The following is a 26,025-nucleotide window of genomic DNA, read 5'->3' on the forward strand; positions in this document are numbered from 1 at the left end:
CGGGCGCAATATTTTAGGCATGCGCTTTGCGGATTATACCTTAACAGTTTCGTTATTCGATCCGTATCCGTGGCTCGAACGCACCTCTTATACTTCACCGGAAAACCCCGATGAAACTGAGTGCTGCGCTGGGCTCCGGCCTTCTTTTCGTTCTGGCCTCAGCGGCCCACGCCGCCGATCTCACCCCACAACAGGCCCTGCTCAGCCTTGAGGGCGAATGGAGCGGGGCGCTGGAACACCGAGACTATCAGAGCGATAAATGGTTCGCCCTGCCCGTCAACCGCACGGTAAAGGTGCTTGAGGACAAGACGACGGTTCTGGAGACCTCACGTTATGATGACGGGCCCAAGACCGGCATTGTCTATATCTACAGCCTCTCAGGCTTTGAACCGAACGACAAGACGCTGGCCAGCGCCAGCTTCCGTAAGGGCAAACCCGCCTCGGAAGACCGCGAAACGGTGAGCCTCGCCAAGGGGGCGACGGCGGAAAACTGGACCCTCTATTTCGACAGCACGGCCACGGACGATGACCGCCCGGCAAGTATCCGCGTTACGATGACATATCAGGACAATGCCTATACTACGCTGAAAGAAATAGATTTTACCGATGATGCCACTGAAAACCGGATCACGCGCAATCGCTCACACATGAAACGGTTTAAGCCTTAAGCCGGCGGGTGTGAAAGTCGAGGTGCTCATCGATGAAGCTGGCGATGAAATAGTAGCTGTGGTCATAACCTTCGTGGCGACGCAGGGTCAGCTTTTGCCCCGCCACCCCCGCGGCCTGTTCCAGCAGATGCGGCATCAGTTGGGTTTCCAGGAAGGGGTCGGCCAGCCCCTGATCGACCAGAATCTCATCGAACGGCAGGGCCTTACCCTTGGCCAGACGCAGGGCTGCATCGTATGTTTCCCACGCCTCGTGCGACGGGCCAAGATAGGCTTCCATCGCCTTCTGCCCCCAAGGACAGTGAACGGGCGAGGCAATGGGCGCAAAGGCCGAAACCGATTTGAACAGATGCGAATAGTTCATGGCCAGAGTCAGCGCGCCGTGCCCGCCCATTGAATGGCCGGATAAGCCAAGGCGGCTCATATCCGCCGGGAACTCCGCCGCGATCAGCTCAAGCAGATCGTGCGTGACATAGGTTTCCATCTGGAAATGCGCCGCCCACGGGCTTTGCGTGGCGTTGACATAAAAGCCTGCCCCCTGCCCCAGATCATAGGCCTCATCATTGGCGACCGCATGACCTTGAAGATCGGCGCCGCGCGGGGAGGTGTCCGGTGCCACGATCATGAGACCTAACTCGGCAGCGCGCTTATAGGCCCCGGCCTTTTCCGTGAAATTGTTAGCGGTACAGGTCAGGCCCGACAGCCAGATCAGCACCGGGAATGGCCCTTCACCTTCGGGTACGAAGACGCTGAGCGCCATCGGCGTCTGGGTCGCGGCTGAGTCGTGTTTCACAAAGCTCAGCGTGCCGCCGAACAGGCGGTGTTGCGCGGTAATGTCCATGATTAAACCCTCAGATCAGTCGGCGCAGCAGGATACCGGGCAGGATGACGCCCTCCGCCATGTGAATTTCAATCAGATTTTCACGCTTGAAGCCCAGCGTCCGGTAAAAACCTTCGGCATTGAGCCCGGAATAACAGACAAATTCCCGCAGGCCCGCTGCCTTGGCCTCTTTGAGGCAGTGCTGGAACAGACGGCTGCCGACACCAAACCCGGCAAAGTCCGGATGGGTGGCAAAGTGGCGGATGTGGGCAACGCCTTCGATGACTTCGCCCGAACCGGGGGCTTCGCGGGTGAAGCCACCGCAGGCGGCGATTTGTCCGTCCATATCGGCCATAACGTAAAACGTGCCGCAGGTCAGCAGCGCCGGATCGAGCACGGTCAGGAACGGCAGCACCTCCTCGACCAGATCAGAGCCGTAGGACCGGTGCAGACCTTCTTCGTACGCGAGACCCAGCATGTCTTCGATATCGGCGCGATCTTCAGGCCGCGCAACGGTCAGCGCCAGCGACTCAGCATAGTCGCGGTCATCGCCCGTATCGACGCCGAACAGCACATGCGGTTCCCACGGCCACGACCCGTGCCAGTTCTTTTGCAGGCACGCCGAATGGCACCAGAAGTCCTGCGCCAGAGGCGAAAACTTGGCGGCGCGCCAGTGCGGCATCCACGTCGCGGTCAGGGTCACGGCGGCGTTTTCGTCCTCGATGGGCTCGGAACAGAAGACGCAGCTATAGGGTTCGACGTGCTCGATTTCGAAGTCGTCGTCCTCTTCCATCAGAATACGATCACGCTCCGGATGCTTTCGCCGGCGTGCATCAGGTCAAAGGCCTCATTGATGCGCTCCAGCGGCAGGGTGTGGGTGATCATCGGGTCGATCTCGATCTTGCCGTCCATGTACCAATCGACGATCTTCGGCACGTCGGTGCGGCCGCGCGCGCCGCCAAAGGCCGAGCCCTTCCATACGCGCCCGGTCACAAGCTGGAACGGGCGGGTTTTGATCTCCGCCCCGGCCGGCGCCACGCCGATAATGATGCTTTCGCCCCAACCACGGTGGCAGGCCTCCAGCGCCTGACGCATGACCTCGACATTACCGGTGCAGTCGAACGTGTAGTCCGCCCCACCGCCGGTCAGCTCGACCAGATGCGCGACGATATCGCCCGACACCTTTTTCGGATTGACGAAGTGGGTCATGCCGAAGCGACGGCCCCACTCTTCCTTGGAGTCGTTGATATCGACGCCGACGATCTTGTCGGCACCGACCAGCTTCAGACCCTGAATGACGTTCAGCCCGATGCCGCCCAGACCGAAGACCACGGCATTGGCCCCCGGCTCGACCTGCGCCGTGTGGATCACCGCGCCGACGCCGGTCGTCACGCCGCAGCCAATATAGCAGGCCTTGTCGAACGGCGCGTCGGGGCGGATTTTCGCCAGCGCAATCTCCGGCAGGACCGTGTGATTGGCGAAGGTCGAGCAACCCATATAGTGATGGATGGCCTGCCCCTTATAGGAAAAGCGCGACGTGCCATCCGGCATCAGCCCCTTGCCCTGCGTGCCACGAATGGCGGTACACAGGTTGGTCTTGCGGCTAAGGCAGGATTTACACTGACGGCATTCCGGCGTGTAAAGAGGGATAACGTGATCACCGGGCTCCAGCGAGGTGACGCCGGGGCCGACCTCCAGCACAACGCCCGCGCCCTCGTGACCCAGGATGGACGGAAACAGCCCTTCCGAGTCCAGACCGTCCAGCGTGTAGGCGTCGGTGTGGCACACGCCCGTCGCCTTGATTTCGACCAGCACCTCGCCGTGACGCGGCCCCTCCAGATCGACCTCGACAATTTCAAGGGGCTTTTTGGCTTCAAACGCGACGGCAGCACGGGTCTTCATGGTGGTCTCCCTAAATCTGCTGCCAAACCTAAGACCCTGCTTGACGCGGGGCAAGCCCTATCCGGCCTTTACCCCCTATAAAAGCCACACCGCGCTCTGCCCCGGCTTCATCCGCTTAAGGTAAATAGAAACCATATGTATCATGCTGTATTACAAAACAAAATTTTGTGATCCCAATTTCCCGGTCAGAAAGCCTTAAGACTCTGAGGCTAGATTGTAACCTTGTTATTGAACGAGGGCGTGCGCCGTCCGCCTTTACACGCGGACGGCCACATCTTCCGGACAGAGTTCGGGGTAAAAAAAATGAGTATCAAGTTCAAGATTCTGGCGCTGGTCGCCGCCTTCGCCATCATCGCTTCGGCCATTACCGGTCTGGGGCTGGCCACCATCGGCGACTACAACAAGATCCTGGCCAGTTACGGCAATGCCAACCAAAACGCCTATAACGGCGAAAAGCTCAACCGCCTCGTCACCCTTGTGGTGATGGAATCGCGCGGCGTCTACATGGCCGAAAGCACCGAAAAGGCCAAGAAGTTCGCCGATGGCGTCGATAAGGGCCTCGACGATATTCAGGCGCTTTTGACCTCGTGGAAGGCCACGCTTGAGCCCAACGAACTGCCGGCTTTTGCCGCCGTCGAAGCCAAGGCGCAGCAATTCATCACCTTCCGCCGCGAAATCGCCCGTGTCGGCCGCGACATTGCCCCGGAAGAGGCCAATGCGCTCGGTAATAACGAGGCCAACCGCGCCAACCGCTCGGGCTTCCAGAAAGACATCGACGCGATGGTGACCGCCATCCGTGCCGATCTGGAAAAATCGCAGGCTGAGGTCGCCGCCTACAGCCAGACCCGTTCCACCCTCTTCCTGCTGATGGCCGTCACCGGCATTCTGGCCCTACTGGCCGTGTCTCTGTGGGTCGCCATCAAGGTCATTTCGCGCCCGATTCAGAACATCGACCGCAGCGTGACGCGCATTTCCGAAGGCGCCTACGACACGCCGATCCCGGAGCACACCGCGAAAGACGAGATCGGCAGCCTGTGGCGTTCGATCCGCGTGCTGCGCGACCGCGCCGCCGAAGCCGAACAGCTCAAGGTCGAGCAGCAGATGGCCGAAAAGCGCGCCTATCAGGAACTGATGGCCGAACGTAACCGCATCGCCGCTGAGTTTGAAAAGCACATGGGCGAACTGGCTACGCGCTTTATCTCCTCGTCGCGCACCGTTGCCGAAGCCGCCCGCGGCCTCAATGAGACGGCCGAAGACGCATCGCACCGCGCCGCCTCGGTGTCGCAGGCCGCTATCGACGCCGCCAACAACGTGCAAAACGTCGCCGCCGCTACCGAAGAGCTGTCGGCCAGCGTCGGTGAAATCAACCATCAGGTTGTGCGTACCGCCGAAGTGACACAGAGCGCCGTCGAAGAAGCCAAGAAGACCGAAGAAGCCATTCAGACGCTTTCGACCGCCGCTCAGCAGATCGGTGAGGTCATCAACCTCATTCAGGCCATCGCCGCTCAGACCAACCTGCTGGCGCTCAATGCCACCATCGAATCGGCGCGCGCCGGGGAAGCCGGTAAGGGCTTTGCCGTCGTCGCCTCCGAAGTGAAGCAACTGGCGCAACAAACCGCTAAGGCCACCGACGACATCCGTGCCAAGATTTCGGAAATCCAGTCGGCAACGGCGGTCACGGTCGGCTCCATCGACGCCATCGTGCGGACGATTGAGACGATTGGCGGCCTGACCGGCTCGATTGCGGCCTCGGTCGAACAACAGGGCGCAGCGACGAATGAAATTGCCGCCAATACCAACCGCGCCGCCACCGGCACGCGCGACGTGACCGGTCATATTTCGGGCGTCGATCAGGCGGCCCAGATGACCGGCCACGCGGCGCAGCAACTGCTGGGCTTGTCGTCGGAACTGGAAGAACGTTCTGCCGACCTGCAAGGCGAGGTCGTGGCCTTCGTGCAGCGCCTGCGCGCCGCCTAAGCCCGATACTGAAAGCACTTAAAACGCCCGCCGGTGCCTCCGGCGGGCGTTCTTATGCGTCCAGAGGATTGTCCGGCAGCTTCCAGTCGATAGGCGTCACGCCCTGCGCCTTAAGCCAGGCATTGGTTTTGGAAAATGGCTGGCTGCCCAGAAAGCCGTTATGCGCTGACAAAGGCGACGGGTGTGCCGATTTCAGCACCAGATGGCGCGAGGCATCGACAAAGGCGGTTTTTTTCTGCGCATAAGCGCCCCACAGGATAAAGACGACGGGTTGTGGCAACGCATTGACGCGGGCAATCACCGCGTCGGTGAACTTTTCCCAGCCGCGCCCCTGATGCGCGGCCGCCTTGCCCTCCTCAACCGTCAGCACGCTGTTGAGCAGCAGCACGCCCTGCCTGGCCCAGTGTTCCAGAAAGCCGTGTCGCGCGGGCGGGATGCCGAGATCGCTCTGCATCTCCTTGTAAATATTGACCAGAGACGGCGGGATACGCACGCCCGGCCGCACGCTGAAACACAGGCCGTGCGCCTGACCTTCGCCGTGATAGGGGTCCTGCCCCAGAATGACGACCTTGACCTTATCGAGCGGCGTGAGGTCCAGCGCTCGGAAATACTCACTGCCCCTGGGGAAGATGCGCTTGCCGTGGGCCTTTTCCTCTTTCAGGAAGGCCTTGAGCGATTGCATGTACGGACTGTGGAATTCCGGCGTCAGCGCCGCCTTCCAACCGGGTTCGAGGCTGATGCCGTCCGTGGTGGGGGTGGCTGTCAAACGATATATCCTCTTGTACGGTAGAATGGCCCGAACGGACACCGACTCTGCGAAGGCGTCAAGCCGACGGGTCATCCCCCGGCCTGCGTAAAACCCTAAAGACCAATTGATAACCGTTCGCAAGCGTGAGAGACTGAGCACGGGCGGGTGATACCAAGGTCATTGAAAATGACCCTTGGTATTCCTTTCGAGACTGTCTCATGCCTCCAACACATATGAGACAGTCTTGAGCTTTTAACGGCCGGATGCGGTTAGCATCTTCGGCCGTTGGTATTAAGATGAAAAAGGAATTTCCATGCGCACATTCGCATTCGCCGCGGCCCTGATCGTCGCTGCTACACCGGTCTTTGCCGCCCCGGCGACGTCAGACCTGATCGGAAATGATGGCAAGACCATCGGCACCGTCACCGTCACCCCAGCCCCCAAGGGCGTTATCCTGCGTATCGAAGCGACAGGCCTCAGCGAAGGCTGGCACGGCGTGCACTTCCACGCCAAGGGCGACTGCGGCGACACCGCCAAGTTCCAGAATTCCGGCGGTCACGTCCATGACGCCAGCCACGGCGCGCTGGTGCACGGCCTACTCAACCCCGCCGCCAATGACGATGGCGACCTGACCAATATCTATGCCGGTAAGGACGGCGTGGCCAAGGCCGAAATCTTCTCGTCGCTGGTCAGCTATGCGCCCACCCCTGGTAAGTCGGCCCTGAACGACGCCGACGGCGCGGCGGTCGTCGTCCACGCGTCGCCCGACGACTACTCAAGCCAGCCCATCGGCGGGGCCGGGGCGCGTGTCGCCTGTGCGGTGGTCAAATAGCCCCATAAAAAAGCCCCTTCCGGTAGGCCGGAAGGGGCAGTGGCTCAGGGAAGTCACCCAGAAAAGACTTCAATGAGAACTCTCACCCCGTGACTATGACGCCTCACGCATAGCGATCCCATCGGGGAAGCGCGCCCGCCCATAAGAAACCGGTAAGTTTCAAAACGCAGCTGCGGCGGCGACTTCGATCCTGCGCTCGTCTGCCGGATGCGGAAATGCCAGATATTCGGCATGGAGCAGCAGGCGCGGGCTGAGCGCGCGGACCTCGTCCGGCGCATAGAACTCATCGCCCAGAATCGGATGACCCAGCGCCATCATATGCAACCGGAGCTGATGCGAGCGCCCGGTAACCGGTTCCAGCGCCACCCGCGTGCGCCCCGCCTCGCGCGCCAGCACCGCATAGCGGGTCAGGGAGGGTTTACCGACCTCATGATCGACCTTCTGGCGCGGGCGATTGGGCCAGTCGCAGATCAGCGGCAGATCGACCTCGCCCTGCTCGGCGGCCACCTCACCGGCGACCACCGCCACATAGCGCTTGGCGACCTGCCGTTCCGCGAAGGCGATGGACAGACTGCGGTGTGCCTCAGCCCCACGCGCCATCAGGATCAGGCCAGAGGTGGCCATATCCAGCCGATGCACGATCAGAGCGTCCGGCCACAGGGCCTGCACACGCAGGGCCAGCGAATCCTTGTTTTCCGGCAGGCGTCCCGGCACAGACAGCAGACCCGCCGGCTTGTCGAAAACCAGCACGCTATCGTCGGCATAAAGCGGCGTCATCACAGGTGCGTCAGCCCCAAAAATGGCCTTGGATCAGGGCAGACCTGTTTCCATAGGTCACGCTCAGAGCGTTTGAAGACACCGGGAAAGTCCCCTGACCGTCCGCCCAGATCAAGGATCACCTGAAAATGCAGATGCGGCGACCAGCCGCCATTGACGCTGTCATCGCCCAGATGCACCAGCCTCTCACCCGCGTCTAAGGCTTGGCCGGGGAACGGGCCATCAAGACTATCGCGGCTGAGATGCCCATACAACGTCCAGAAGATCAGTCCGGACCGTGGTTCATGTTGTAGAATAACCGTCGGGCCGTAGTCCTTGATATTATTGTTATCCTGAAACGAATGCACGGACCCGGCCAGAGGCGCAAACACCTCTGAGCCCGCCGGAGCGAACAGGTCGATCCCCAGATGCACGGTGCGCCGTTCACCGCCGTCTCCGGCAAAGACGTCGCTGTCGTATATCCCGCGATCCTCGTCGTAGCCCCCGACGCGCAGCGGTTCACCCGCCTTCACGGTCCAGCCGCGCGGCATATCGTCCGCCCAGCCTTCGGCCCTCAGCCCCGCGGCATCGAGGCGGATCGGACGGGCGGTTTCAAGTCCCGCCATAATCGCGGCGCAGGGTTCGGGGCGCTCAGCCAGCCACTGTTGATAGGCGGCCAGCCGTTCAGAAGCAGTCAAAGACATCATGGCAGCACTTTAACGGCAATGTCGGCGCAACCCTACCGCTTTTTCATACTGACAGCGCCTGTCCATTGGCCGTAGATAGTGGCACCACCCTAAACGGAGGCAGGCATGAGCATCTATATCGGTATCGGCGGCTGGAACTTTGAGCCCTGGCGCGGCACCTTCTATCCCGACGGCCTGTCGCAAAAAAAGGAACTGGACTATGCCAGCCGCAAGCTGACCTCCATCGAGATCAATTCGACCTATTACGGTGCGCAAAAACCGGAAACCTTCGCCAAATGGCGCGACGAGACGCCAGACGGTTTCGTCTTCTGCGTCAAGGGCTCACGTTACACCACCAATCGTCGCGTACTGGCCGAAGCCGGGGAGTCGATTGAGAAGTTCATCACCTCCGGCGTCACTGAGCTGAAGGACAAGCTGGGGCCGATCAACTGGCAGTTCATGGCCACCAAAAAGTTCGATGCCGAAGATTTCGAGGCGTTTCTGAAACTTCTGCCCGCTTCATACGACGGGGTAAGCCTGCGCCACGCGGTCGAGGTGCGCAGCCAGACCTTTCAGACGCCGGAATTTATCGACATGGCGCGCCACTATAAGGTGGCCGTGGTCAATGCCTTTGACGAGGACTTCCCGCAGATCGGCGATCAGACGGCAGACTTCGCCTATCTGCGCCTGCTGGGCACCGAGGAAAACGAGCCGGTCGGCTATGCGCAAGCCGCGCTCGATGAATGGTCGGGGCGGCTAAAGGCCATCGAAAACGGCACAGTGCCCGACGATATTGCCTGCGTCGGCGAAAGAAACCGTCACGAAACCGGCGCTAAAACGCGCGACGTCTTCGCCTATGTCATCAGCGGGGATAAGGTGAAGAACCCGCACGCCGCCATGGCCCTGATCGAGAAAATAAAATGAAGCGTTTAGCCCTGAGCCTCGTCCTTTTGAGCACCACGTCAGTCATGGCCGCCGAACCGCACGTCGCTGAGCGTGCACGCAAGGATTACAATAGCTTACAGAAAACAGCTCAGAGACTAACGGACCCGCAAATCCGCGCCGCAACCGTTGACGCCCTGACACCAAACACCTGCCTGCGCCATCGCGCCGGGCTGACCGCCGAAGGCAAGGCGGTCATCGTGACGCGGCTGGCGGCGCGCGGCTTTGTTGCGGACACCGGCCCGCAAACCACCGCCGGGGTCTTCCCGCCGGTGACCGCTGACGGCAGCGCCTGCCCCACCCTCGCTCAGCCGTTTGTGGCCGCCCCCGGCGGGCCTCTCCATTCGCACCACGGCTGGCCCGGCGGTTTGCCGGAGCATGAACGCTTCAATCAGCGCTCTGGCGCGGCCCTGTCGGCGCTCTACAGCGAAAGCGCGGGCCTGCCCGTGGACGCCAGCCTTGTCTCGGCCGCCGCCCTGTGGCACGACTGGGCTAAGGCGCTGGTTTTTCAGTGGCAGGCCGACGGCACCACCTTAGCCGAACTACGCATCGGCGGGGCCAATGGCACGGGCGCGCACCATGTGCTCGGTCTGGCTGAGAGCATAGCGCGCCAATTGTCGCCGCGTCTGGTGATCACGCAGGCCTGCGCCCACACGGCACCGGTCGGTGACGGCGCGACAAAGGTCGCCACCTGGGTGGAAGCCGCCGCCATCATCGCCCGCGTCGATCCGGTCAGAGCCGGGTATCTGCGCGAAGGCCCGAACGGTCTGGAGATCAACTGGGGCAAAGGGGTAACGGGCCAAACCGGCGTCTGGCGCGAATGCTTCATCCATAACGAATCCGACGCCGGCTATATCCATTCCGGTGCCGCCGAAAAAACCGCCGACACCGTTCTGGAAAGGCTGGCGCCGCGCTTTGGCTATGACCCCAAGGTCAGCGGCTATCTGATGAAATTCCGCCACGTCGTACTGGCCGAACTGGGGGCCGACCGTATTCAGGCCCTGGTCAGCGCGGGCGATGAGGCGGCGCTGGTGAAAGCGATCGCAGCGCTTAAGACTAAGGGCTTGCTGTAAATATCTCCTCCCCTGTAGCGAAGCGTACGGGGGAGGTGGCAGCGAATGAAATGAGCTTACGGAGGGGGCCAAAACGACGGCTATGCCCCCTCTGCCTCGACAGGCTCTGCAACTCCCCGCTAACGCAGGTGGAGGAGGTTTATTTACTCCCCCAGCAGAGTCTTCTGCCAGAACATCAGGCTAGTCCAGAACTGATAGTCCTGATTGGCCTTCTTGGCGAAGCCGTGCCCTTCGTCCATGCCCACCAGATGCCAGGCCAGCCCGCCACGGGCGCGCACGGCCTCGACGATTTGATCGGCTTCCGACTTGGGCACGCGCGGATCATTGGCCCCGGTGACCACCATCAGCGGCACCCGCAGCTCACTGACCCGCGTCATGGGCGAAATCTCCAGCAGCTTGGTCTTCTGCTTCGGGTCGCGCTCGTCGCCATATTCGACGCGGCGCAGATCACGGCGATAGCTTTGGGTATTTTCGAGGAAGGTAACGAAATTGGAAATGGCCACCACGCAGTTGGCGCCTTTCAGACGCGCGCCGTAACGGATACCCACGGCGTAGCACATATAGCCGCCATAGGAGCCGCCGGTGACCGCAAACTTCGCGGCATCAAGGCCCGCATCTGTCTCAAGAACGTCGAGGAAGGCCCCGATATCCTTCACCGAATCCTCGCGCTTAAACGGCCCGTTATCGAGCGAGACAAAGCGCTTGCCGAAGCCGGTCGAGCCGCGCACGTTCGGATAGAAGATGGCGATACCCAGCTCATTGAGTAGGTAGTTGTTGCGCCCAAGGAAACCGGTCGTCGATTGCCCTTCCGGCCCGCCGTGAATATTGACGATCAGCGGCCGCTTGCCGGGGAATTTTTTGGGGTCGGGCCGATAGAGGAAACCCGACACCTTTTCCTTATCGAACGAGGTGACCTCGATGAATTCCGGCTCGGCATTGACATTGGGGTCAAGCCCGCCCGTCTCTGATTGCGTCCAGCGCTTCACCGTCATGGTTTTGGGATAAATCGAATAGGCATCCGACGCCGCCTTGGCCGAAGCGACCGTGACGCCAATCTCATCCCACGGCGCGATGTCAAACCCACCCACCGTGCCTTTCGGCAGGGACGTGACCGGCGTGGATGTGCCCGTCTTCGGGTCCAGTAGTTTCAGACGATAGACACCGGCTTCATTGACCGAATAGGCGATGAAGCTGCCGTCATCGGCGATGTCGAAACTTTCGACATCCCATTTGGGATCGGGTGATTTGGGCGTGAACTTGCCCGTCTTTATATCCAGCGTCCCCAGCCGCTGAAAGTCAGAGCCGATATCTGACGTCACCCACAATGTACCGTCCGGCGCAAACTGCACCCCGCCCCAGGCAATGTCGGTCTTGTGGTCACCGATGGGTGTCATCTGCCCCGACTGGAGGTCCAGCAGATAGAGGTTGGACTTGGTGACCGAGATATATTTCGCGACCACCGCCGTCTTTTTGTCCGGCGCAAAGTCCGCAAACCCCCATCCGCCACCACTGACCTGTGCCACCATACGGTCGGTCTTCGGGTCGCGCGGGTTCATTACATAAAGGTCGGTATCGGTGCCGTTGCGGCGGGTCGAGCTATAGGCGATCAGCTCACCGTCTCTGGAAAAGCCCTGAAAATTATTGCGGCTCTTGCCGTCGGTCAGCAGGGTCAGCCGACCGTCCTTGAGCGTATAGAGCTGAAAAAACTCATTGCCGCCCGTGTCTTTGGACACCAGCAGCACGTCGCCTTTCGGAGACAAGGTCCCGCTGACCGGCTCAGCCTCAAACGAGATCTGGGTGCGCGCCCCCATCGGCATCCTGACGCTGTGCAGTTGCGCCGTATTGCCAAAGCGCGTCGAAATCAGCATCGAACGGTCAGTCGGGTCCCAGCCGCGGAAGCTGGCCGTGCGGAACTCCATATAGGGCCGCGTGGCGGCGACAATGCTGTCCGGGACCGCCGGAATGCCATCGGCGATCAGATTGGCTGGCTTTTCGGCATCGGCCAAAGCCATCATCGGCATAAGCGACACACCTGCCGCCAGAACCAGAGTCAACAGGGATGTACGCATGATCAAAGCCTCCCATCTGAGAATGAGGACTGACTAAATCACAGTCCTGGAACATCTGAAACGACTTTTATGCCCCCTTCAGAAGGTTCCATCGCACAGCGTGACGGGAGAATTTACCATCACCTTATCACGATTAACGCGCCGCCCATGTCATTCTTATCGCCTTCAACGGTAAGTCTGCAAAATAGACGAATATCCGGATCACGGATCAACAGATCGCAAAAAGCGCCCCAATCCGAACTGTTTAACGCCACGATTGCGCCGGAAAGTCGGCGCATCTTCTCTCGGAAACGCTCAATGGCCGAATGCCCTACCCCTGGATCATTATGATTTCTGGTAGAAACATAATGCTCCAGCTTTTGTTTCGCCCCTCGCCGGGCGGTGGCTTTGCCACCTTGGCCGCCGCCTCAATGGCGGCTTGAGCGGAATGATTCCGGTAAAAATCATTCCGCTATATATCATGATGGTCAGGGCTGGCGGACGACCGATGAACAGACGCCGACGGCCCTCTTCAAAAAAGCAGACACTGTATCGTTTTTTCTTAGGGGAGAGGTTGATGACCACGCAACTGCTGTCTGCCCGCCGCCAAAGATACGCCTTGCCGCTTCGTCGTGCCCCGCGCTCTACCCTGTCCGGGGCGTCGGTGCCGAACATTGTCGATATATTTGTCGGCCTTGTCTCGCGCCTCAACGCCGTCGCCATTCAGGCCCACCGCACGGCTGCCTTGCGTTCAGGATGCGCCGATATTCGCGCCTATGCCCGCCATATGGGCGAAAGCCACGTGTGGATGAACGAGGCCCTGCTGACGGCGCTGGAAAAGGCCGGGTCGTCGCTGACGCCCGACTACCTGCCGTCTCCCGAACAACAGGACGAGATCGACGCCCTGCAACTGAGCGAGGCCGGGCATTTCGATATCGACTATATCCAGTTCCAGAACCGCCTCTATCTCGACATGCTGAGCCTGTGCGAACGCTTCCTGCGCACGCGCACGCCGATGGCCAATCTCAACATCTATGCCCTGACCCTGTGTGACTATCTGAAATACCACCTGAGCCAGTTTGCGCCGACGCTCTCGACGGCGCGGGCTTCGGCGGCCTGAGTCTTCTCAACGGTCTGTGATCAAGGCGGATTTTCGTTTGCATGGCCGGAGGGATCGCCTATCCTTCTCAATATACGGAGGATTTGATGGGCGCACTGCACGATATCCCGCTGAAGCGGATTGATGGGACTGAAACGTCGCTGGGTGACTATGCCGGTAAGGTGTTGCTGGTTGTCAATGTCGCCTCGAAATGCGGCCTGACCCCTCAGTATGAGGCGCTGGAGGCTCTCTATCGCGACAAACACGCGCAGGGTCTGGAAATCCTCGGTTTTCCCGCCAACAACTTCATGGGACAGGAGCCCGGTACAGATCAGGAGATCGCCAGTTTCTGCCAGACCGCGTTTGACGTGTCCTTTCCCCTCTTCTCCAAGATCAGTGTCGCCGGGCCGGACAAACATCCGCTCTATGCGGCCCTCACCGAAGCCTGGCCCGACGCCGCCGGGGCTGAGCTGATGCGCGAAAAGTTTGCCGGTTATGGCTTCCCCCCGACCCCGCGCGGCGAAATCCTCTGGAATTTCGAAAAGTTCGTCGTCGGCCGCGAGGGCAAGGTCGTGGCGCGCTTCTCACCAGACGTCGCCCCGGACGATGTGCGCCTGATCGACGCCCTCAACAAGGCGCTGGCGGCTTAAACCCCACTTTTCGAAGCCGACGTCAGGCAAACGCTCGCGCCGCCATCAAAAGCGTGTGCAGTTGCACGCGGCTGAGGCGGCGCAGTTCCGGTAACAATCGCGGCTGCACCAGATGTACGATCTGCGCGTCGCGATACCACGGCGTATCCGTCAGCGGATGGGCGACGCCATTCACCGGCGACAACAGGTCCATCGGGTGCGCCCCAACTGTTCACAAATGCGGATCAGCATGGAGCAATTGACGCGGTTGGCGGCCTTTTCGTACTTCTGTAGCTGCTGAAAGGTGACGCCCAGACCCGCCGCCAGATTTTCCTGCGTCAGACCACGCGCCTACCGATCAGGCGGATATTCTGTCCCACCGCCACATCAACCGGATGACCTGTCTCGCGCATAACGCTTCCCCCCTTACAAGAGTGAGAATGTCAACACACGTGCAGATTGTCAATTCATTTTATGCGTTTGATGCAGTTTAGTCAGTCTCGCCGCGCAGGACAATGGGGTAAATCCCTGTAATATCGGCCATATTCAGGCTTTGTATCACCCGCCGGTGTGCATCGCCTTCTGCCACCCAATACTCGACCCACAGTTCGGCCGCTTGTCGCACATAAAAGCGTGGCAGACTGCGCCCATCACGCAGGCGGACGATCACCCCCTCCCCCGGCAGCGGCAAACGCTCGGTGTCATAGATGGCGAGGCTGCCCGCACGCAGATAGGGGCTCAGTTCGTCCGTCTGGATGCGGACCTGTTGCAGACCGGGCCGATGGAAGGGGGCCAGATCGACGCCACCAGAGGCAGAAAACCCCGCCGAAAAACCCTGCGACCCCTCTGGCGTTCCATAAGGCATATCGATCGCCAGTAATTCGGCCTCGGCCTCCAGATCCCGCAGACTAAACCCCAGGGCCCGCACGACTTTCGAACGCACAGCCAGACGGTCGAGAAAGGCCCGACTGTCGCCGCTTTCATAGCGCGCCCAGGTCGGCTGCGACGTACCGGCGGCCTCCGCCGCCTTGTCCTGCGACAGACGCGCCCGCATCCGTAACTGCGCCAGAGCCTGTCCGTAGATGAGCGCCTTGTCCAAATCTCGCCTCCCGCTTGCAGCATACTGCCGCAAGCGAGCGGCAGACAACAGCCCTATTTCAAGTCCCAAGTTGCATTTATAGCAACGAAGCGTTTTGAATTCACCCCCTATGCGCAACGCTGTATGCGCCTATATTGACGCTCAACAGCTACCTTTATTGCGAAAGGCCTACGCCATGATCCAGCATCGCCCCTTTGAAAAGCTCTATAACGCCAAGCACGGCTGGTTGAACGCCCGTCACCACTTTTCGTTTGCCGACTATTACGACCCCAACAATATGGGGTGGGGGTCAATCCGCGTGTGGAATGACGACGAAATCGACTCGAAGTCGGGCTTCCCGCCGCACCCGCACGCCGACATGGAAATCATTACCTATGTTCGCGAAGGGGCCATCACCCACGAAGACAATCTGGGCAATCGCGGCCGCACCGAAGCCGGCGATGTTCAGGTGATGTCGGCCGGAACCGGCATCCGCCACGCCGAATACAATGTCGAGGACGTGCTGACCAAGATTTTCCAGATCTGGGTCATCCCCGACAAACGCGGTCACGCCCCGCGCTGGGGGGCCAAGCCCTTCCCGAAAAGCGACCGGGCGGGCAAGTTCGTGGCACTGGCGTCGGGTTTTGATGACGATGCCGAGGCGCTGAAGATCAACACCCCGGCCCGTCTTCTGGGGGCGACGCTCCTCAGTGGTCAGTCGGAAACCTACGCGCCGCAAAAAGGCCGTCATGTTTACGTGGTCTTAGCCGCCGGACGTGTTAAGCTTAACGGACTTGAGCTGAACGCGCGCGACGGGGCGGCCATCATCGACGAAGATGAGCTGACCCTCGAAGCGCTCGAAGACGCCGAAATTCTTCTTCTGGATGCTGCCTAGATGCGACTGAAACCGCTCCTTACCCTCACGGCCCTGATCGGGTTTCCTCCTCTGATACAGGGCTGTACGGCCGTAGCCGTCACCGGCGCGGCGGTCGGCACCGCCGTGGGGGTAACGGGAGCGGTCATAGGCACCACGGGGAAGGTCGTAGGCGCCGCCATTCCTGACGGTGACGACAAAAAGAAGGATAAAAAAGACAAGACGAACAAGAAGGACAAGGACTGATGCGGCTGTCTGCCTGGCGCCCGGTCGCGCTTGCGTCCCTTCTTGCCCTCGCCGCCTGCGGACCAAAGATCGAAAAGCCACCAGAACCCGAATCGACTCAGGTCGATTCTCTGGCCGGTGTCGATCTCAACGCGCCGCTGAGCGTGATTGGCACCGAGCCCTTCTGGTCGCTCAGCCTGACCGAACGTGATGTTACCTTTGAACGGCCCGGCGACGAGGCGCAGGTCTTCCCGCGTCACCTGTTCGAAATCAACAAGGACAAAAGCGGGCCCAAGCGTGCTGAGTTGTTGTCGAACGAAATCAGCCTGACCCTAATTGCTCAGACCTGTTCCGATGGCATGAGCGACCGCGTCTATCCGCTGACCGCCGAAGTCAATTTCGGGGACGAAGTGCTCAAGGGGTGCGCCACCCCGACGACCCGACTGGAAAGCGAGAAGCCTTAAAAAAAGCCTCCCGGCATGAACTGACCCACAAAAGCTGGTGTCCAACTTTTAGGGGTCAATTCAGCATGGGAGGCTTTTTATTTTCAATAACTTGCGCGGCTTAGTTCACCTTGACCGGAACCGGCACATCGCAGCCGGTAAGGCCTGCGGGGCTGGCCTTGCGCTTGGCTTCGACTACGGCGGCAAATTCGGACGAACGAGTGTCCATCACCTCAACCTTTGGGCGCACGGCTTCGGGCATGTCGGCCAGTATCTGCACCTTGGTCATCACATCAGGATCAACCGGCGGCTCACCCAGCTTCAGCTTGCGCACCACATCCAGCCCCACAAGCGTCATGCCAAAGGCCGTATATTTGCGCTCCAGCGCATCGGTATAGGAGCGCATCAGGAAGAACTGGCTGTTGGCGGAGTTGACGTCCCCTGCCCGCGCCATACCCAGCGTTCCCGCGCAGTAAAGACCCCAGGTTTCGACCTTGCTGTCCTTGGTAATCGCCATCAGGTCATTGACCTGTGACTGTACCGGCAGGGCCTTGACGTACCCGGTCAGCACACCGCGCTCGGTCGTCAGCGGAACGATATCCAGCGTTGCATCGCGGCGAATGATGAATTCGGCCGGGACATTCGGCAATTCGGAATTACCCTCGCCGGTACCCTTCGGGTCGCCGGTCTGAGCCATAAAGCCTTCGATGACGCGGTGGAATTTCAGCCCGTTATAGAAACCCTGCCGCGTCAGCGTCTTCATGCGCTCAACGTGCTGAGGGGCCAGTTCGGGATACATTTCAACGATGACACGGCCTTTGTTCGTGTCGATCACCAGAGTATTGTCGGCATCCACCGGACGATAGCCCGGCGTTGCCGCCAAAGCGGTACCCGCCAGAAGCGTTGCGGCGATTGCCAGACCTGCCGCGCGCGCAGCCCCCATCTTAAACGTCATTACTCTTTTCCAACCTTAGCCAAGAGCCGCTCAGCGACGCTTTTTGAAACGAACGGCGCGATATTGCCGCCCAATTGGGCTATTTCTTTGACCAATCGGGACGCAATCGCCTGATGTCGGGGATCAGCCATCAGAAACACCGTCTCGATTTCACGGTTCATCTGCTGGTTCATCGCCGTCATCTGAAACTCGTATTCGAAATCGGCCACCGCGCGCAAGCCGCGAATGATGACAGACGCCCCAAGTTCCTCGGCAAAGTGCATCAAAAGGCTGTCGAAGGGCAAGACCTCGACGCGATCGGCGAACGGAGCGCAGCTTTCGCGCAACATCTCGACCCGCTCATCCAGCGTGAAGACCGGTGCCTTACCGGTATTGCGCGCCACCCCGATCACTAGATGATCGACCAGCTTAACCGCCCGGCCGATAATGTCCGAGTGTCCGTTGGTGATCGGGTCGAAGGTTCCGGGGTAGAGCCCTATCCTTTTGGCCATCTGATGTGGCTCCTTATCTTTCAGTGGGGCAAGCCTTATCCGGCATCGCCCCCGCTGGCAAGCTCAGCCTCGTCCGGGCCGTCCTCTTCGGCGGTTTCGGCCAGACGTTCGACCGAGACGACCTTTTCGCCCGACGTGCGGAAGATGGTCACACCCTGCGTATTGCGGCCCGCCACGCGGATCTGCGACACCGGGGTGCGGATCAGTTGCCCGCCATCGGTGACCAGCAGAAGCTGATCGGTGTCTTCGACCGGGAAGGAGGCGACCAACTTGCCACCACGCTTCGACAGGTCGATGGCGACAATGCCCTGACCACCGCGACCGGTGCGACGATAATCATAAGACGAGGTACGCTTGCCAAAGCCCGTATCAGCGATGGTCAGGATGAACTCTTCGGCTGCCCCCAGTTCGGCGATGCGCTCGACGCTCAGCGAGGCGTCTTCCGCGCCTTCTTCAGCCTCCTCTTCGACCACCACCGTCGCCTCTTCGCCTTCGCCCGTCACCGCCGCACGCAGCGAAGCCGCGTGCTTCAGATAGGCGGCGCGTTCGGCCGGCGTGGCCTCAACGCGGCGCAGAATGGCCATGGAAATGACCGTGTCGTCCTCACCCAGACGCACGCCGCGCACGCCGGTGGAGTCGCGGCCCTTGAACACGCGGACCTCATCGACGGCGAAGCGGATCGAGCGGCCCGATGCGGTGGACAGCAACACGTCCTGATCCTCGGTGCACAGGGCCACGCCGACAATGGCGTCACCCTCTTCGAGCTTCATGGCGATCTTGCCGGCGCGGTTGACGTTGACGAAATCCGACAGCTTGTTGCGGCGCACGTCGCCGGAGCGCGTGGCGAACACAATATCCAGACGATCCCAGGCGGCTTCATCCTCCGGCAAAGTTAGGATATTGGTCACCGTCTCGTGCTTGTCCAGCGGCAGCAGGTTGACGAAGGCCTTGCCCTTGGATTGCGGCGTGCCGAGCGGCAGACGCCACACCTTCAGCTTATAGGCCTTACCCGTAGACGAGAAGAACAGCATCGGCTGGTGCGTCGAAGCGGCGTAGATGCCGGTGATGGCGTCCTCGTCCTTCATCGCCATGCCCGAACGGCCCTTACCGCCGCGGTGCTGGGTGCGATAGGCGCTGAGCGGGGTGCGCTTGACGTAGCCCGAATGGGTCACGGTCACCACCATGTCCTCACGCGGGATCAGGTCTTCGTCCTCGATGTCGGCTTCGCCATCGACGATCAGGCTGCGGCGCGGTTCGGCATAGAGGGCTTTCACCTCTTCCAGTTCCTCACGCACGATGCCGAGGATGCGTTCGCGCGACGACAGGATGGCGAGATATTCGGCAATAGAGGCCGCCAGGGTGCGGGCTTCGCCGAAGATTTCATCGCGACCCAGGCCGGTCAGACGCGACAGGGTGAGGGCCAGAATGGCGCGCGCCTGTTCTTCAGTCAGCCGCACCTCACCGCCTTCAAAGACGATCGACCGCGGGTCGGCAATCAACTCGATCAGCGGCGACATGTCCCCGGCGGGCCAGTTCTTTGCCGTCAGGCGTTCGCGGGCCTCGGTTGGATCGACCGATGAGCGGATGATGTGGATGATTTCGTCAATATTGGCTACTGCAATGGCCAGACCGACCAGCACATGGCCCCGGTCGCGCGCCTTGTTCAGTTCAAAGCGTGTGCGGCGGACTACCACCTCTTCGCGGAAATCAAGGAAGATTTCCAACAACTTACGCAGGCCCATCTGCTGCGGACGACCGTGGTTGAGCGCCAGCATATTGACGCCAAAGCTCGTTTGCAGCGCCGAATAACGGTAAAGCTGATTGAGGATGACGTCACCGGACGCATCGCGCTTCAGCTCGATGACCATACGCATCCCCTGACGGTCGGATTCGTCACGGATATCGGAAATGCCTTCGATCCGCTTTTCGCGCACCATTTCCGCAATATGCTCGATCAGAGTCGCCTTGTTCACCTGATAGGGCAGTTCGGTGACAATGATGGCTTCGCGGTCCTTGCGGATGGTCTCGACCGAGGCCTTACCGCGCATGATGACCGAACCGCGACCGGTCAGCAGCGCCTGACGCGCGCCGGAACGGCCAAGGATTTCACCGCCCGTCGGGAAGTCCGGGCCGGGCACGATGCCGAGCAGGGTCTCGGTGCTGACCTCCGGATCATCGAGCATGGCCAGACAGGCCTCAATGATTTCACCCAGATTGTGCGGCGGGATATTGGTCGCCATACCGACCGCGATACCGCCCGCGCCATTGACCAGCAGGTTCGGAATGCGCGACGGCAGCACCGACGGCTCCTGACGGGCGCCGTCGTAGTTGTCGTTGAAATCGACCGTGTTTTTGTCGATATCGGCAATCAACGACTCAGCCGCGCGCGTCATGCGGCTTTCGGTGTAACGCATGGCCGCCGGCGGATCGCCATCGACCGAGCCGAAATTGCCCTGACCGTCGACCAGCAGCAGGCGCATCGAAAACGGCTGCGCCATCCGCACAAGGGCGTCATAAATCGCGCCATCGCCGTGCGGGTGGTAACGACCCATCACGTCACCGACGATATTGGCCGACTTGACGTACTTCTTGTCGTGGGTACGGCCCTCTTCGTACATGGCGTAGACGATGCGCCGGTGCACGGGCTTTAGACCGTCACGCGCGTCCGGCAGGGCGCGCGAAACGATCACGCTCATGGCGTAGTCGAGATAGGAACGCTTGAGTTCATCCTCGATGGTGACGTGCGAAATACCGTGCGGCGTCGGCAGGCCGGAAGCAGGAGTATCGGTCATGAAGCCCGTTTCATTGCATAGTCATCAGCACCGGACGGGAATCACACGTCGGCGCACTGGTTAACGCGCACCGTAGCACTTTTGCGACTAATCCCCAAATCCGGAAGGCGTTTTAGGGGAATTCAGAGCCCGCCTGTTAACATTTATTTTGCCTGTTCAGCGGCCTTGAAGCGCCACCAAAAAGCCTGCGGTATGACCGCAGGCTTTGGGTTCGAACCTATCTCGAATTTGGCAATGCTCAGAACGGAATTTCGTCGTCGAGATCGAAGTTCTGCTTGGGGCCGGAGCCCTGCGCCTTCGGGCCCGAAGAGGCCGGGGCCCCGTAGCCGCCGTCGTCAAAACCGCCGCCATAGCCGCCGCCCTGATCATAACCGCCCGCAGACGACGAACCGCCGCCGCTGTCGCCACGGCCGCCCAGAAGCGTCAGATTGCCGTTGAAGCGTTGCAGCACGATTTCGGTGGTGTACTTTTCGACGCCCTGCTGATCGGTCCACTTGCGCGTTTGCAGCGAACCTTCGAGATAGACGGTCGAGCCCTTGCGCAGGTACTGCTCGGCGATCTTGGCCAGGTTGTCATTGAAGATAACGACGCGGTGCCACTCGGTCTTTTCCTTGCGCTCACCCGTCATCTTGTCGCGCCACTGTTCCGAGGTGGCCACTGTCAGATTGGCGACACGCTCGCCCGAATTGAGCGTGCGGATTTCTGGGTCTTTACCCAGATTGCCGATAATGATGACCTTGTTGACCGAGCCCGCCATACGCTGCGCCTTCCGTTCTGCCCGCGATTCGGCGGACACATTAATTGCTAAGGCCTGAGCATAGGCGGCAAAACGCCGCTTGCCAAGCCGATGTTAACGCTTTGTTCACATCTTTTCGCGCTGCGCGGGAGCCCCTTATTTCTTTTCAGGCAGATTGTCAGGCAGGGTCTGCGGCTCGGAGAAGTTGCGGTCGCGCGGCACTTCAAAGGCACTGGGGATCACCAGACGCCCATCCGGGGCCTTGGTCAGAAAGGGCATGGCCGGGCCTTCGAAATTCTTGGAAATGCGGATGCCGCGCGGCGTGGACCACAGGAAGGTGCCGTTATAGACCCCGACGATCTCCTTGCGTGGCGACCCTATGCTGAGGAACTTGATGCGCAGGGCGTCGAGATGTGCCGCGCAATATTCCAGCGACGGCACGTCCTTTTTAATGACGTTGAACTTCGGCGGCTGATCCTTGGGAAAGCCGATATGGAAGCAGACATTTTTGGCATCAGGTGCTTCCACGGCCGTCTTTTCGCACCCGGCGAGCATCAGAGAGGCCGCGCCGGCGACAAGCCACAGAACAGGTTTCATCGCCATGAGTGGCTCCTTACTTTACCGAGCAGCCCTGACCCTGTTCGAGCAGGGTGCGGAAGGTCTTGTTATCATCCGAAATTTCAACGCGCTTGGGCACGAGGCGCAGGGTCTGGCTGCCCCAGCGGCCATAGGAGGCCGAACCCGGACGTTCGCAGCGGCCGTCAAAAAGCAAGGTCGCGCAGGCGTTAAGCGAGATACCGTCCGACAGGCGCGTCCACTCATTGCCGGCAAAGCGCAGACAGGCCCCCGAAGGGCCGGTGGTCGGGGCGGTTGCGGCCACAGGCTCGCCCGAATCGACAACCACAGGCGCCACCTTATCTGCGGAAATGACCGGCGGCGGGGCCAGTGAGGCGGTCGGGGCGGCGGTCATTTCGCCGCTTTCATCGACGCCCACATCCAGCGCATTGGCCGCCACGCCATTCTTTTTGGCGCAGTCGGCGATGGTCAGTTGCCCCACAAATTCACCATTCACAAAGCAGCGCAGCGTCTTCTTGGCGTCAAGAGTCGGCGCATCGTCGATGTCGAGGACAAGGCCCGGACCTTCGGTATTCATGCGCGGCGACTCTTTTTGCGAACTGGAGATCGCCCATCCGATCAGCACCGCCAGCAACAGGGCCCCGCCTGCACCCGCCAGCCAGATCGTTTGCTTTCGATTCAGCGCCATAATCCATCCCCTCGGAGGTGAGTTTGTCTCCCCCTAAAGGCCTGTTTATGCGCCGCCTGTCAAGCGGGAGAGCGCCGCAGAATAGTTGGAAGCCTGGGCATTCCAGTAAGCGGCCGAACCGGCTGAACTGGTCTTCTTCTTGCTATCATCCGACGACGTCGTGTCTTCGCCATAGCGCAGGTAGCGATAGGCGGACCGCACGTTTTTCAGCGCATCGTCCAGCGTCTTGAGCGCCGCCGTGATGCTTTCTTCCGAGTTCAGGTTGACGTCGGCATTGAACTTCAGGCCAAACAGCTTTTCGGTATCCGTCTTTGTCTTTTTCGAGGAAGACGAAGCGGATGTGTCCTCTGCCGTGCGGACTAGGCCTTCGGTCAACCCCAGCCCTTCGAGCGCGTCCTTACCCGCCGGGCCTTTGACAATTTCCATCTGGCTGGTCTTGTTCTGCGGCTCGATGACCAGTTGCGACTCGGCCTTACCGGTCACCTTGGCCACCGTCACCTTGAGCTTGTACCCCGCCGCGCGCTGGATCTTCTTGGCCAGCGTGTCCAGCGTGTCATTGGCTTCGATCATGATCTTTTTCTGAGAGCCGCCGGCATCGCGCAGATAGAAGGAGTCCCCGGCCCGCACCGATGTGCCTGAGGTCAGAAGGGTCGAATCCTTATACTCGATCGTGCCGCTGGGCAGGCCCAGCTTGTCCAGCACCGAGGCCCCATTGGTTGTGACGGCCATGGCCTGCGGATCGACCTCGCCGTCCTTGCCCGAATAGCGCTGGCTCCATTCAACCACGCCGCTGGCCACATCCATGCGCGCCAGATAGGCGTCGGCTTCGCCGATCTTGGTCGTGCCATCTATTTCGCCTTCGGTCTGCCCGGCGAAATAGACCTTGCCGTCGGTGAACTGCACCTTGACGTTCTTTTCTTCCCCTGCCCCGCCGTAATAGACGACCTTGTCACCAGCGGTGGAGGCGAAATCCGTAGAGACGGTCGCGGCAAAGGCGTCGGAGTGTCCGTGGAAGGCTGTGCTGCCCGATCCGCCGCCCAGAATACTATCATTGCCGGTCGAACCCCCGACATAGACCTTGCCATTATAGACGTCGATGGCGCCGATCTGACCGCCGCCTAAGCCGCCCAGATTACGCGTGCCCGTCAGGGTGGGTTTAGCCGGATCGCTGATGTCATAGGCGCGCAGGACGATATTTCCGTCTTCGACACCGGCGGCGTAGAGCGTCGTGCCATCTACCTTAACCGCACTGGCCTGATCGGTGCCGGAAGTGCCGTATTGCACCGTCGCGGTCGCTTTTCCGGACGAGTCAAAACTGCGGATATAGGCGTCCCAGCCGCCCGCCGACCCGACGCCGCCCTGCATGACACTGCGCGTCTTGCCGGCCACTTGAACCGAGCCATCCGACCCGAATGTCACCGCCAAAGCCGCATCCTCATCGGTGGAACCAAAGCGCTTGGTCCACATTTCCTGACCGGCAGAATCAAAAACCGTGACGAAGCTGTCGGCCAGGGTCTTGTTGGTGCCGGACGTCCCGCTGTCTTCCTTTGTCGAGGTTGTGGTGAAGGTCTTGCCATCCACCGTATAGCTTGAGGTGGTGGTGGTAACGGTCGCCAGCGTACCGGTCACCGACCCGGCAATGGCAACCTTGCCATCATCGCCGACGCTCAGCGCATAGCCAGTGGCACTGTCGGCCGCGCCCAGGGTGCGGGCATAGACGACATTACCGGCCGAATCGTACTTGATCAGGGCGACGTCCTGCGTGCCCTTGATCGTCTGACCCTCTGTGGTGCCATCGACATCGGCCAGCACATAGACCGAGCCATCCGGCCCGGACACGGTCTGATGCACGGTCTTGATCGACCCCTCAAGGTCGTTCTGGACGCTGCGGCCTGCCGTCCAGTAGGTATCGCCGGGCGCGGACACCGTATCGCCTCCCGTGCTGAACTTAACCATGCTGGTGGTCTGCTTGGGCGTGACGGTCTCGAACTTTTTGGTTTCCTTGTTGTATTTCGTCGTCTTGTCGGTATCGCCCGTCTTTTGCACGACGAAAACCGAATCTCCGGTAGGGGCGGCACTAAAGGTTAGGGCCTCCGTCGAGTCCCCCTGAATTTTCAATGAAAACGTATCGGGATTGGTGCCGACTTTGACGGTCTTACCATTAACCTCGACGGTCTTGTCCCCGCCCGCCGTCCGCTGAACGGCGAACTTGGTCGAAAGTCCCGCGGCTTTCAGCTTATCGTTGATAAAGCTGACGACGCTCGACATCGAACGGGTTTCACTGCCCATTTCCGCAAGGTCGATATGGACATTGATCGGGTCCGTCGTCCCCGTCCGCTTGACCGAAATATCGAAGGCCACATTGCCCTTGAAGGCCTCGACCTCACTGGTCGCCGTGCCCGAGTGGATGTCCTTGGCGAAATAGGCCGTATCCGTGCGCGCTATGCCCACCGTCGATTTCAGCTTGTCGGTAATACTCCCCTGAATCAGATTCAGATGCTCGTAATCAGCATCCTTAACGTAAGTACTCACTTCGCCAAGCCCCGCGTCAAAACGGCGGCGCAGGCTGTTGAGTTCAGTCTTGTTGCTGATCGAGTCGGGGCTCCCACCCGTCAGAATCGACTGCGCCTTCGCCGCGACGGCGCGCAGGGAGTTTAGCCCCGTATAGAGGGTGTAGAGCTTTTTGTAGTCGTTCGACGCGCCCGCAAGATCAAGGTTGACCGCCGATTCGCGAATAAAGCTCTTTCCGGAGAGGATATTCTTGACCAGCGTATCTTCCGGCGTGCCGCCCTTTTCCCACGGTGCCGTCGGCGCGCGGGTGGTCCCCGTCGGGCTGGTCGCTGTCGTCGGCGCAGCTGCATTGGCCGCACCTGAAGAGGCACGGACCTTCGAGTTGAAATAACTCGTCAATAAGCTGGTATCGAACGACACGGTCATAAGTGCCATTGTCACAGATCAAAGCTTAAGAAGCGTTAACCCGTAACAAAAAG

The 26,025-nt window shown here is 60.4% G+C and carries 27 protein-coding genes; 10 read left to right on the plus strand and 17 right to left on the minus strand.

What is annotated here, in order from left to right; genetic code table 11:
* Window positions 1-110 precede the first annotated feature (110 nt).
* Window positions 111-668, plus strand: a complete 558-nt coding sequence (locus tag ASTEX_RS15290; protein ID WP_013480536.1) for a hypothetical protein — start codon at window positions 111-113, stop codon at window positions 666-668.
* Here the strand turns inward: ASTEX_RS15290 and fghA are convergent.
* Genes fghA through ASTEX_RS15305 form a run of 3 tightly spaced genes read right to left on the minus strand, consistent with a single transcriptional unit; the run spans window position 658 to window position 3,387 of the window.
* Window positions 658-1,506, minus strand: coding sequence for an S-formylglutathione hydrolase (fghA, locus tag ASTEX_RS15295; protein ID WP_013480537.1), 849 nt, complete (start codon window positions 1,504-1,506; stop codon window positions 658-660). The genes ASTEX_RS15290 and fghA overlap by 11 nt on opposite strands.
* A 10-nt stretch (window positions 1,507-1,516) precedes the next feature.
* Complete coding sequence (locus tag ASTEX_RS19465; protein ID WP_013480538.1) at window positions 1,517-2,278, minus strand: GNAT family N-acetyltransferase; 762 nt, start codon at window positions 2,276-2,278, stop codon at window positions 1,517-1,519.
* Window positions 2,278-3,387: an S-(hydroxymethyl)glutathione dehydrogenase/class III alcohol dehydrogenase gene (locus ASTEX_RS15305; protein WP_013480539.1), complete on the minus strand. Its 1,110-nt coding sequence runs from the start codon at window positions 3,385-3,387 to the stop codon at window positions 2,278-2,280. Before ASTEX_RS15305 ends, ASTEX_RS19465 begins: the two co-directional genes overlap by 1 nt.
* Window positions 3,388-3,690: 303 nt before the next feature.
* Here ASTEX_RS15305 and ASTEX_RS15310 point away from each other — a divergent pair, with 303 nt between their 5' ends.
* The gene (locus ASTEX_RS15310; protein WP_041659400.1) at window positions 3,691-5,364 is read left to right on the plus strand and encodes a methyl-accepting chemotaxis protein; all 1,674 of its coding nucleotides are present in this window, start codon (window positions 3,691-3,693) and stop codon (window positions 5,362-5,364) included.
* A 52-nt stretch (window positions 5,365-5,416) separates the two neighbouring features.
* Here ASTEX_RS15310 and ung read toward each other — a convergent pair whose 3' ends face one another.
* A complete protein-coding gene (ung, locus tag ASTEX_RS15315; RefSeq protein ID WP_041659402.1) occupies window positions 5,417-6,130 on the minus strand; it encodes a uracil-DNA glycosylase in 714 nt (237 codons plus the stop codon).
* Between the two features lie 295 nt (window positions 6,131-6,425).
* Between ung and ASTEX_RS15320 the strand changes: the two genes are divergently transcribed.
* Window positions 6,426-6,944, plus strand: a complete 519-nt coding sequence (locus tag ASTEX_RS15320) for a superoxide dismutase family protein (RefSeq protein WP_013480542.1) — start codon at window positions 6,426-6,428, stop codon at window positions 6,942-6,944.
* 159 nt (window positions 6,945-7,103) lie between these two features.
* Here ASTEX_RS15320 and ASTEX_RS15325 read toward each other — a convergent pair whose 3' ends face one another.
* Window positions 7,104-7,721, minus strand: a complete 618-nt coding sequence (locus ASTEX_RS15325) for a pseudouridine synthase (protein ID WP_013480543.1) — start codon at window positions 7,719-7,721, stop codon at window positions 7,104-7,106.
* Entirely contained in the window at window positions 7,721-8,407 is a 687-nt protein-coding gene (locus ASTEX_RS15330) for a peptidoglycan DD-metalloendopeptidase family protein (RefSeq protein ID WP_013480544.1), read from the minus strand. The genes ASTEX_RS15325 and ASTEX_RS15330 overlap by 1 nt, the downstream gene beginning before the upstream one ends.
* 105 nt (window positions 8,408-8,512) lie before the next feature.
* On the opposite strand from ASTEX_RS15330, the gene ASTEX_RS15335 reads away from it, so the two are divergent.
* Both ASTEX_RS15335 and ASTEX_RS15340 read left to right on the plus strand, forming a co-directional pair.
* On the plus strand, window positions 8,513-9,310 hold the full coding sequence (locus ASTEX_RS15335; RefSeq protein ID WP_013480545.1) for a DUF72 domain-containing protein: 798 nt from the start codon (window positions 8,513-8,515) through the stop codon (window positions 9,308-9,310).
* Window positions 9,307-10,401, plus strand: a complete 1,095-nt coding sequence (locus tag ASTEX_RS15340; RefSeq protein ID WP_013480546.1) for a hypothetical protein — start codon at window positions 9,307-9,309, stop codon at window positions 10,399-10,401. Before ASTEX_RS15335 ends, ASTEX_RS15340 begins: the two co-directional genes overlap by 4 nt.
* A 143-nt stretch (window positions 10,402-10,544) precedes the next feature.
* Here ASTEX_RS15340 and ASTEX_RS15345 read toward each other — a convergent pair whose 3' ends face one another.
* The gene (locus tag ASTEX_RS15345; protein WP_013480547.1) at window positions 10,545-12,470 is read right to left on the minus strand and encodes a S9 family peptidase; all 1,926 of its coding nucleotides are present in this window, start codon (window positions 12,468-12,470) and stop codon (window positions 10,545-10,547) included.
* A 556-nt stretch (window positions 12,471-13,026) separates the two neighbouring features.
* On the opposite strand from ASTEX_RS15345, the gene ASTEX_RS15350 reads away from it, so the two are divergent.
* Both ASTEX_RS15350 and ASTEX_RS15355 read left to right on the plus strand, forming a co-directional pair.
* On the plus strand, window positions 13,027-13,569 hold the full coding sequence (locus tag ASTEX_RS15350) for a DUF4142 domain-containing protein (RefSeq protein WP_013480548.1): 543 nt from the start codon (window positions 13,027-13,029) through the stop codon (window positions 13,567-13,569).
* Window positions 13,570-13,655: 86 nt separating this feature from the next.
* Complete coding sequence (locus tag ASTEX_RS15355) at window positions 13,656-14,198, plus strand: glutathione peroxidase (RefSeq protein WP_013480549.1); 543 nt, start codon at window positions 13,656-13,658, stop codon at window positions 14,196-14,198.
* A gap of 22 nt (window positions 14,199-14,220) precedes the next feature.
* Here ASTEX_RS15355 and ASTEX_RS20575 read toward each other — a convergent pair whose 3' ends face one another.
* The 3 genes from ASTEX_RS20575 to ASTEX_RS15360 form a co-directional block, all read right to left on the minus strand.
* The gene (locus ASTEX_RS20575; protein ID WP_013480550.1) at window positions 14,221-14,391 is read right to left on the minus strand and encodes a hypothetical protein; all 171 of its coding nucleotides are present in this window, start codon (window positions 14,389-14,391) and stop codon (window positions 14,221-14,223) included.
* The gene (locus ASTEX_RS21145; protein ID WP_085930496.1) at window positions 14,370-14,519 is read right to left on the minus strand and encodes a helix-turn-helix domain-containing protein; all 150 of its coding nucleotides are present in this window, start codon (window positions 14,517-14,519) and stop codon (window positions 14,370-14,372) included. Before ASTEX_RS21145 ends, ASTEX_RS20575 begins: the two co-directional genes overlap by 22 nt.
* 148 nt (window positions 14,520-14,667) lie before the next feature.
* A complete protein-coding gene (locus ASTEX_RS15360) occupies window positions 14,668-15,276 on the minus strand; it encodes a helix-turn-helix domain-containing protein (RefSeq protein ID WP_013480551.1) in 609 nt (202 codons plus the stop codon).
* A gap of 175 nt (window positions 15,277-15,451) precedes the next feature.
* Here ASTEX_RS15360 and ASTEX_RS15365 point away from each other — a divergent pair, with 175 nt between their 5' ends.
* From ASTEX_RS15365 to ASTEX_RS15375, 3 genes are read left to right on the plus strand one after another with little or no spacing between them, the layout of a single operon-like run.
* On the plus strand, window positions 15,452-16,150 hold the full coding sequence (locus tag ASTEX_RS15365; RefSeq protein ID WP_013480552.1) for a pirin family protein: 699 nt from the start codon (window positions 15,452-15,454) through the stop codon (window positions 16,148-16,150).
* Window positions 16,151-16,375 carry an NF038104 family lipoprotein gene (locus ASTEX_RS15370; protein WP_013480553.1) on the plus strand — a complete coding sequence of 75 codons (225 nt, stop codon included), beginning with the start codon at window positions 16,151-16,153 and terminating at the stop codon, window positions 16,373-16,375.
* Window positions 16,375-16,818, plus strand: coding sequence for a COG3650 family protein (locus tag ASTEX_RS15375; protein ID WP_013480554.1), 444 nt, complete (start codon window positions 16,375-16,377; stop codon window positions 16,816-16,818). Before ASTEX_RS15370 ends, ASTEX_RS15375 begins: the two co-directional genes overlap by 1 nt.
* Window positions 16,819-16,918: 100 nt before the next feature.
* On the opposite strand, the gene ASTEX_RS15380 is transcribed toward ASTEX_RS15375, so the two are convergent.
* From ASTEX_RS15380 to ASTEX_RS15410, 7 genes are all read right to left on the minus strand, one after another.
* Window positions 16,919-17,752, minus strand: a complete 834-nt coding sequence (locus ASTEX_RS15380; RefSeq protein WP_013480555.1) for a peptidylprolyl isomerase — start codon at window positions 17,750-17,752, stop codon at window positions 16,919-16,921.
* On the minus strand, window positions 17,752-18,243 hold the full coding sequence (gene coaD, locus ASTEX_RS15385; RefSeq protein WP_013480556.1) for a pantetheine-phosphate adenylyltransferase: 492 nt from the start codon (window positions 18,241-18,243) through the stop codon (window positions 17,752-17,754). Before coaD ends, ASTEX_RS15380 begins: the two co-directional genes overlap by 1 nt.
* 35 nt (window positions 18,244-18,278) lie before the next feature.
* A complete protein-coding gene (gene gyrA / locus ASTEX_RS15390; RefSeq protein WP_013480557.1) occupies window positions 18,279-21,035 on the minus strand; it encodes a DNA gyrase subunit A in 2,757 nt (918 codons plus the stop codon).
* A 238-nt stretch (window positions 21,036-21,273) separates the two neighbouring features.
* On the minus strand, window positions 21,274-21,792 hold the full coding sequence (ssb, locus tag ASTEX_RS15395) for a single-stranded DNA-binding protein (RefSeq protein ID WP_013480558.1): 519 nt from the start codon (window positions 21,790-21,792) through the stop codon (window positions 21,274-21,276).
* A gap of 135 nt (window positions 21,793-21,927) precedes the next feature.
* Window positions 21,928-22,374 (minus strand): hypothetical protein, encoded by a 447-nt coding sequence (locus ASTEX_RS15400; protein WP_013480559.1) that lies wholly within the window; start codon window positions 22,372-22,374, stop codon window positions 21,928-21,930.
* Window positions 22,375-22,384: 10 nt separating this feature from the next.
* On the minus strand, window positions 22,385-23,035 hold the full coding sequence (locus tag ASTEX_RS15405; protein ID WP_013480560.1) for a hypothetical protein: 651 nt from the start codon (window positions 23,033-23,035) through the stop codon (window positions 22,385-22,387).
* Between the two features lie 45 nt (window positions 23,036-23,080).
* Window positions 23,081-25,981, minus strand: a complete 2,901-nt coding sequence (locus ASTEX_RS15410; RefSeq protein ID WP_013480561.1) for an LVIVD repeat-containing protein — start codon at window positions 25,979-25,981, stop codon at window positions 23,081-23,083.
* Between the last annotated feature and the right edge of the window lie 44 nt (window positions 25,982-26,025).

Source organism: Asticcacaulis excentricus CB 48 (assembly GCF_000175215.2).
GTDB lineage: Bacteria > Pseudomonadota > Alphaproteobacteria > Caulobacterales > Caulobacteraceae > Asticcacaulis > Asticcacaulis excentricus.

Excerpts from the sequence above, each read along its gene's own strand:
- ASTEX_RS15290 (WP_013480536.1), top strand. The coding sequence starts at position 111 with ATGAAACTGAGTGCTGCGCTGGGCTCCGGCCTTCTTTTCGTTCTGGCC.
- fghA (WP_013480537.1), bottom strand. The coding sequence starts at position 1,506 with ATGGACATTACCGCGCAACACCGCCTGTTCGGCGGCACGCTGAGCTTT.
- ASTEX_RS19465 (WP_013480538.1), bottom strand. The coding sequence starts at position 2,278 with ATGGAAGAGGACGACGACTTCGAAATCGAGCACGTCGAACCCTATAGC.
- ASTEX_RS15305 (WP_013480539.1), bottom strand. The coding sequence starts at position 3,387 with ATGAAGACCCGTGCTGCCGTCGCGTTTGAAGCCAAAAAGCCCCTTGAA.
- ASTEX_RS15310 (WP_041659400.1), top strand. The coding sequence starts at position 3,691 with ATGAGTATCAAGTTCAAGATTCTGGCGCTGGTCGCCGCCTTCGCCATC.
- ASTEX_RS15320 (WP_013480542.1), top strand. The coding sequence starts at position 6,426 with ATGCGCACATTCGCATTCGCCGCGGCCCTGATCGTCGCTGCTACACCG.
- ASTEX_RS15325 (WP_013480543.1), bottom strand. The coding sequence starts at position 7,721 with ATGACGCCGCTTTATGCCGACGATAGCGTGCTGGTTTTCGACAAGCCG.
- ASTEX_RS15330 (WP_013480544.1), bottom strand. The coding sequence starts at position 8,407 with ATGATGTCTTTGACTGCTTCTGAACGGCTGGCCGCCTATCAACAGTGG.
- ASTEX_RS15335 (WP_013480545.1), top strand. The coding sequence starts at position 8,513 with ATGAGCATCTATATCGGTATCGGCGGCTGGAACTTTGAGCCCTGGCGC.
- ASTEX_RS15340 (WP_013480546.1), top strand. The coding sequence starts at position 9,307 with ATGAAGCGTTTAGCCCTGAGCCTCGTCCTTTTGAGCACCACGTCAGTC.
- ASTEX_RS15345 (WP_013480547.1), bottom strand. The coding sequence starts at position 12,470 with ATGCGTACATCCCTGTTGACTCTGGTTCTGGCGGCAGGTGTGTCGCTT.
- ASTEX_RS15350 (WP_013480548.1), top strand. The coding sequence starts at position 13,027 with ATGACCACGCAACTGCTGTCTGCCCGCCGCCAAAGATACGCCTTGCCG.
- ASTEX_RS15355 (WP_013480549.1), top strand. The coding sequence starts at position 13,656 with ATGGGCGCACTGCACGATATCCCGCTGAAGCGGATTGATGGGACTGAA.
- ASTEX_RS20575 (WP_013480550.1), bottom strand. The coding sequence starts at position 14,391 with ATGGACCTGTTGTCGCCGGTGAATGGCGTCGCCCATCCGCTGACGGAT.
- ASTEX_RS15365 (WP_013480552.1), top strand. The coding sequence starts at position 15,452 with ATGATCCAGCATCGCCCCTTTGAAAAGCTCTATAACGCCAAGCACGGC.
- ASTEX_RS15370 (WP_013480553.1), top strand. The coding sequence starts at position 16,151 with ATGCGACTGAAACCGCTCCTTACCCTCACGGCCCTGATCGGGTTTCCT.
- ASTEX_RS15375 (WP_013480554.1), top strand. The coding sequence starts at position 16,375 with ATGCGGCTGTCTGCCTGGCGCCCGGTCGCGCTTGCGTCCCTTCTTGCC.
- ASTEX_RS15380 (WP_013480555.1), bottom strand. The coding sequence starts at position 17,752 with ATGACGTTTAAGATGGGGGCTGCGCGCGCGGCAGGTCTGGCAATCGCC.
- coaD (WP_013480556.1), bottom strand. The coding sequence starts at position 18,243 with ATGGCCAAAAGGATAGGGCTCTACCCCGGAACCTTCGACCCGATCACC.
- gyrA (WP_013480557.1), bottom strand. The coding sequence starts at position 21,035 with ATGACCGATACTCCTGCTTCCGGCCTGCCGACGCCGCACGGTATTTCG.
- ssb (WP_013480558.1), bottom strand. The coding sequence starts at position 21,792 with ATGGCGGGCTCGGTCAACAAGGTCATCATTATCGGCAATCTGGGTAAA.
- ASTEX_RS15400 (WP_013480559.1), bottom strand. The coding sequence starts at position 22,374 with ATGGCGATGAAACCTGTTCTGTGGCTTGTCGCCGGCGCGGCCTCTCTG.
- ASTEX_RS15405 (WP_013480560.1), bottom strand. The coding sequence starts at position 23,035 with ATGGCGCTGAATCGAAAGCAAACGATCTGGCTGGCGGGTGCAGGCGGG.
- ASTEX_RS15410 (WP_013480561.1), bottom strand. The coding sequence starts at position 25,981 with ATGGCACTTATGACCGTGTCGTTCGATACCAGCTTATTGACGAGTTAT.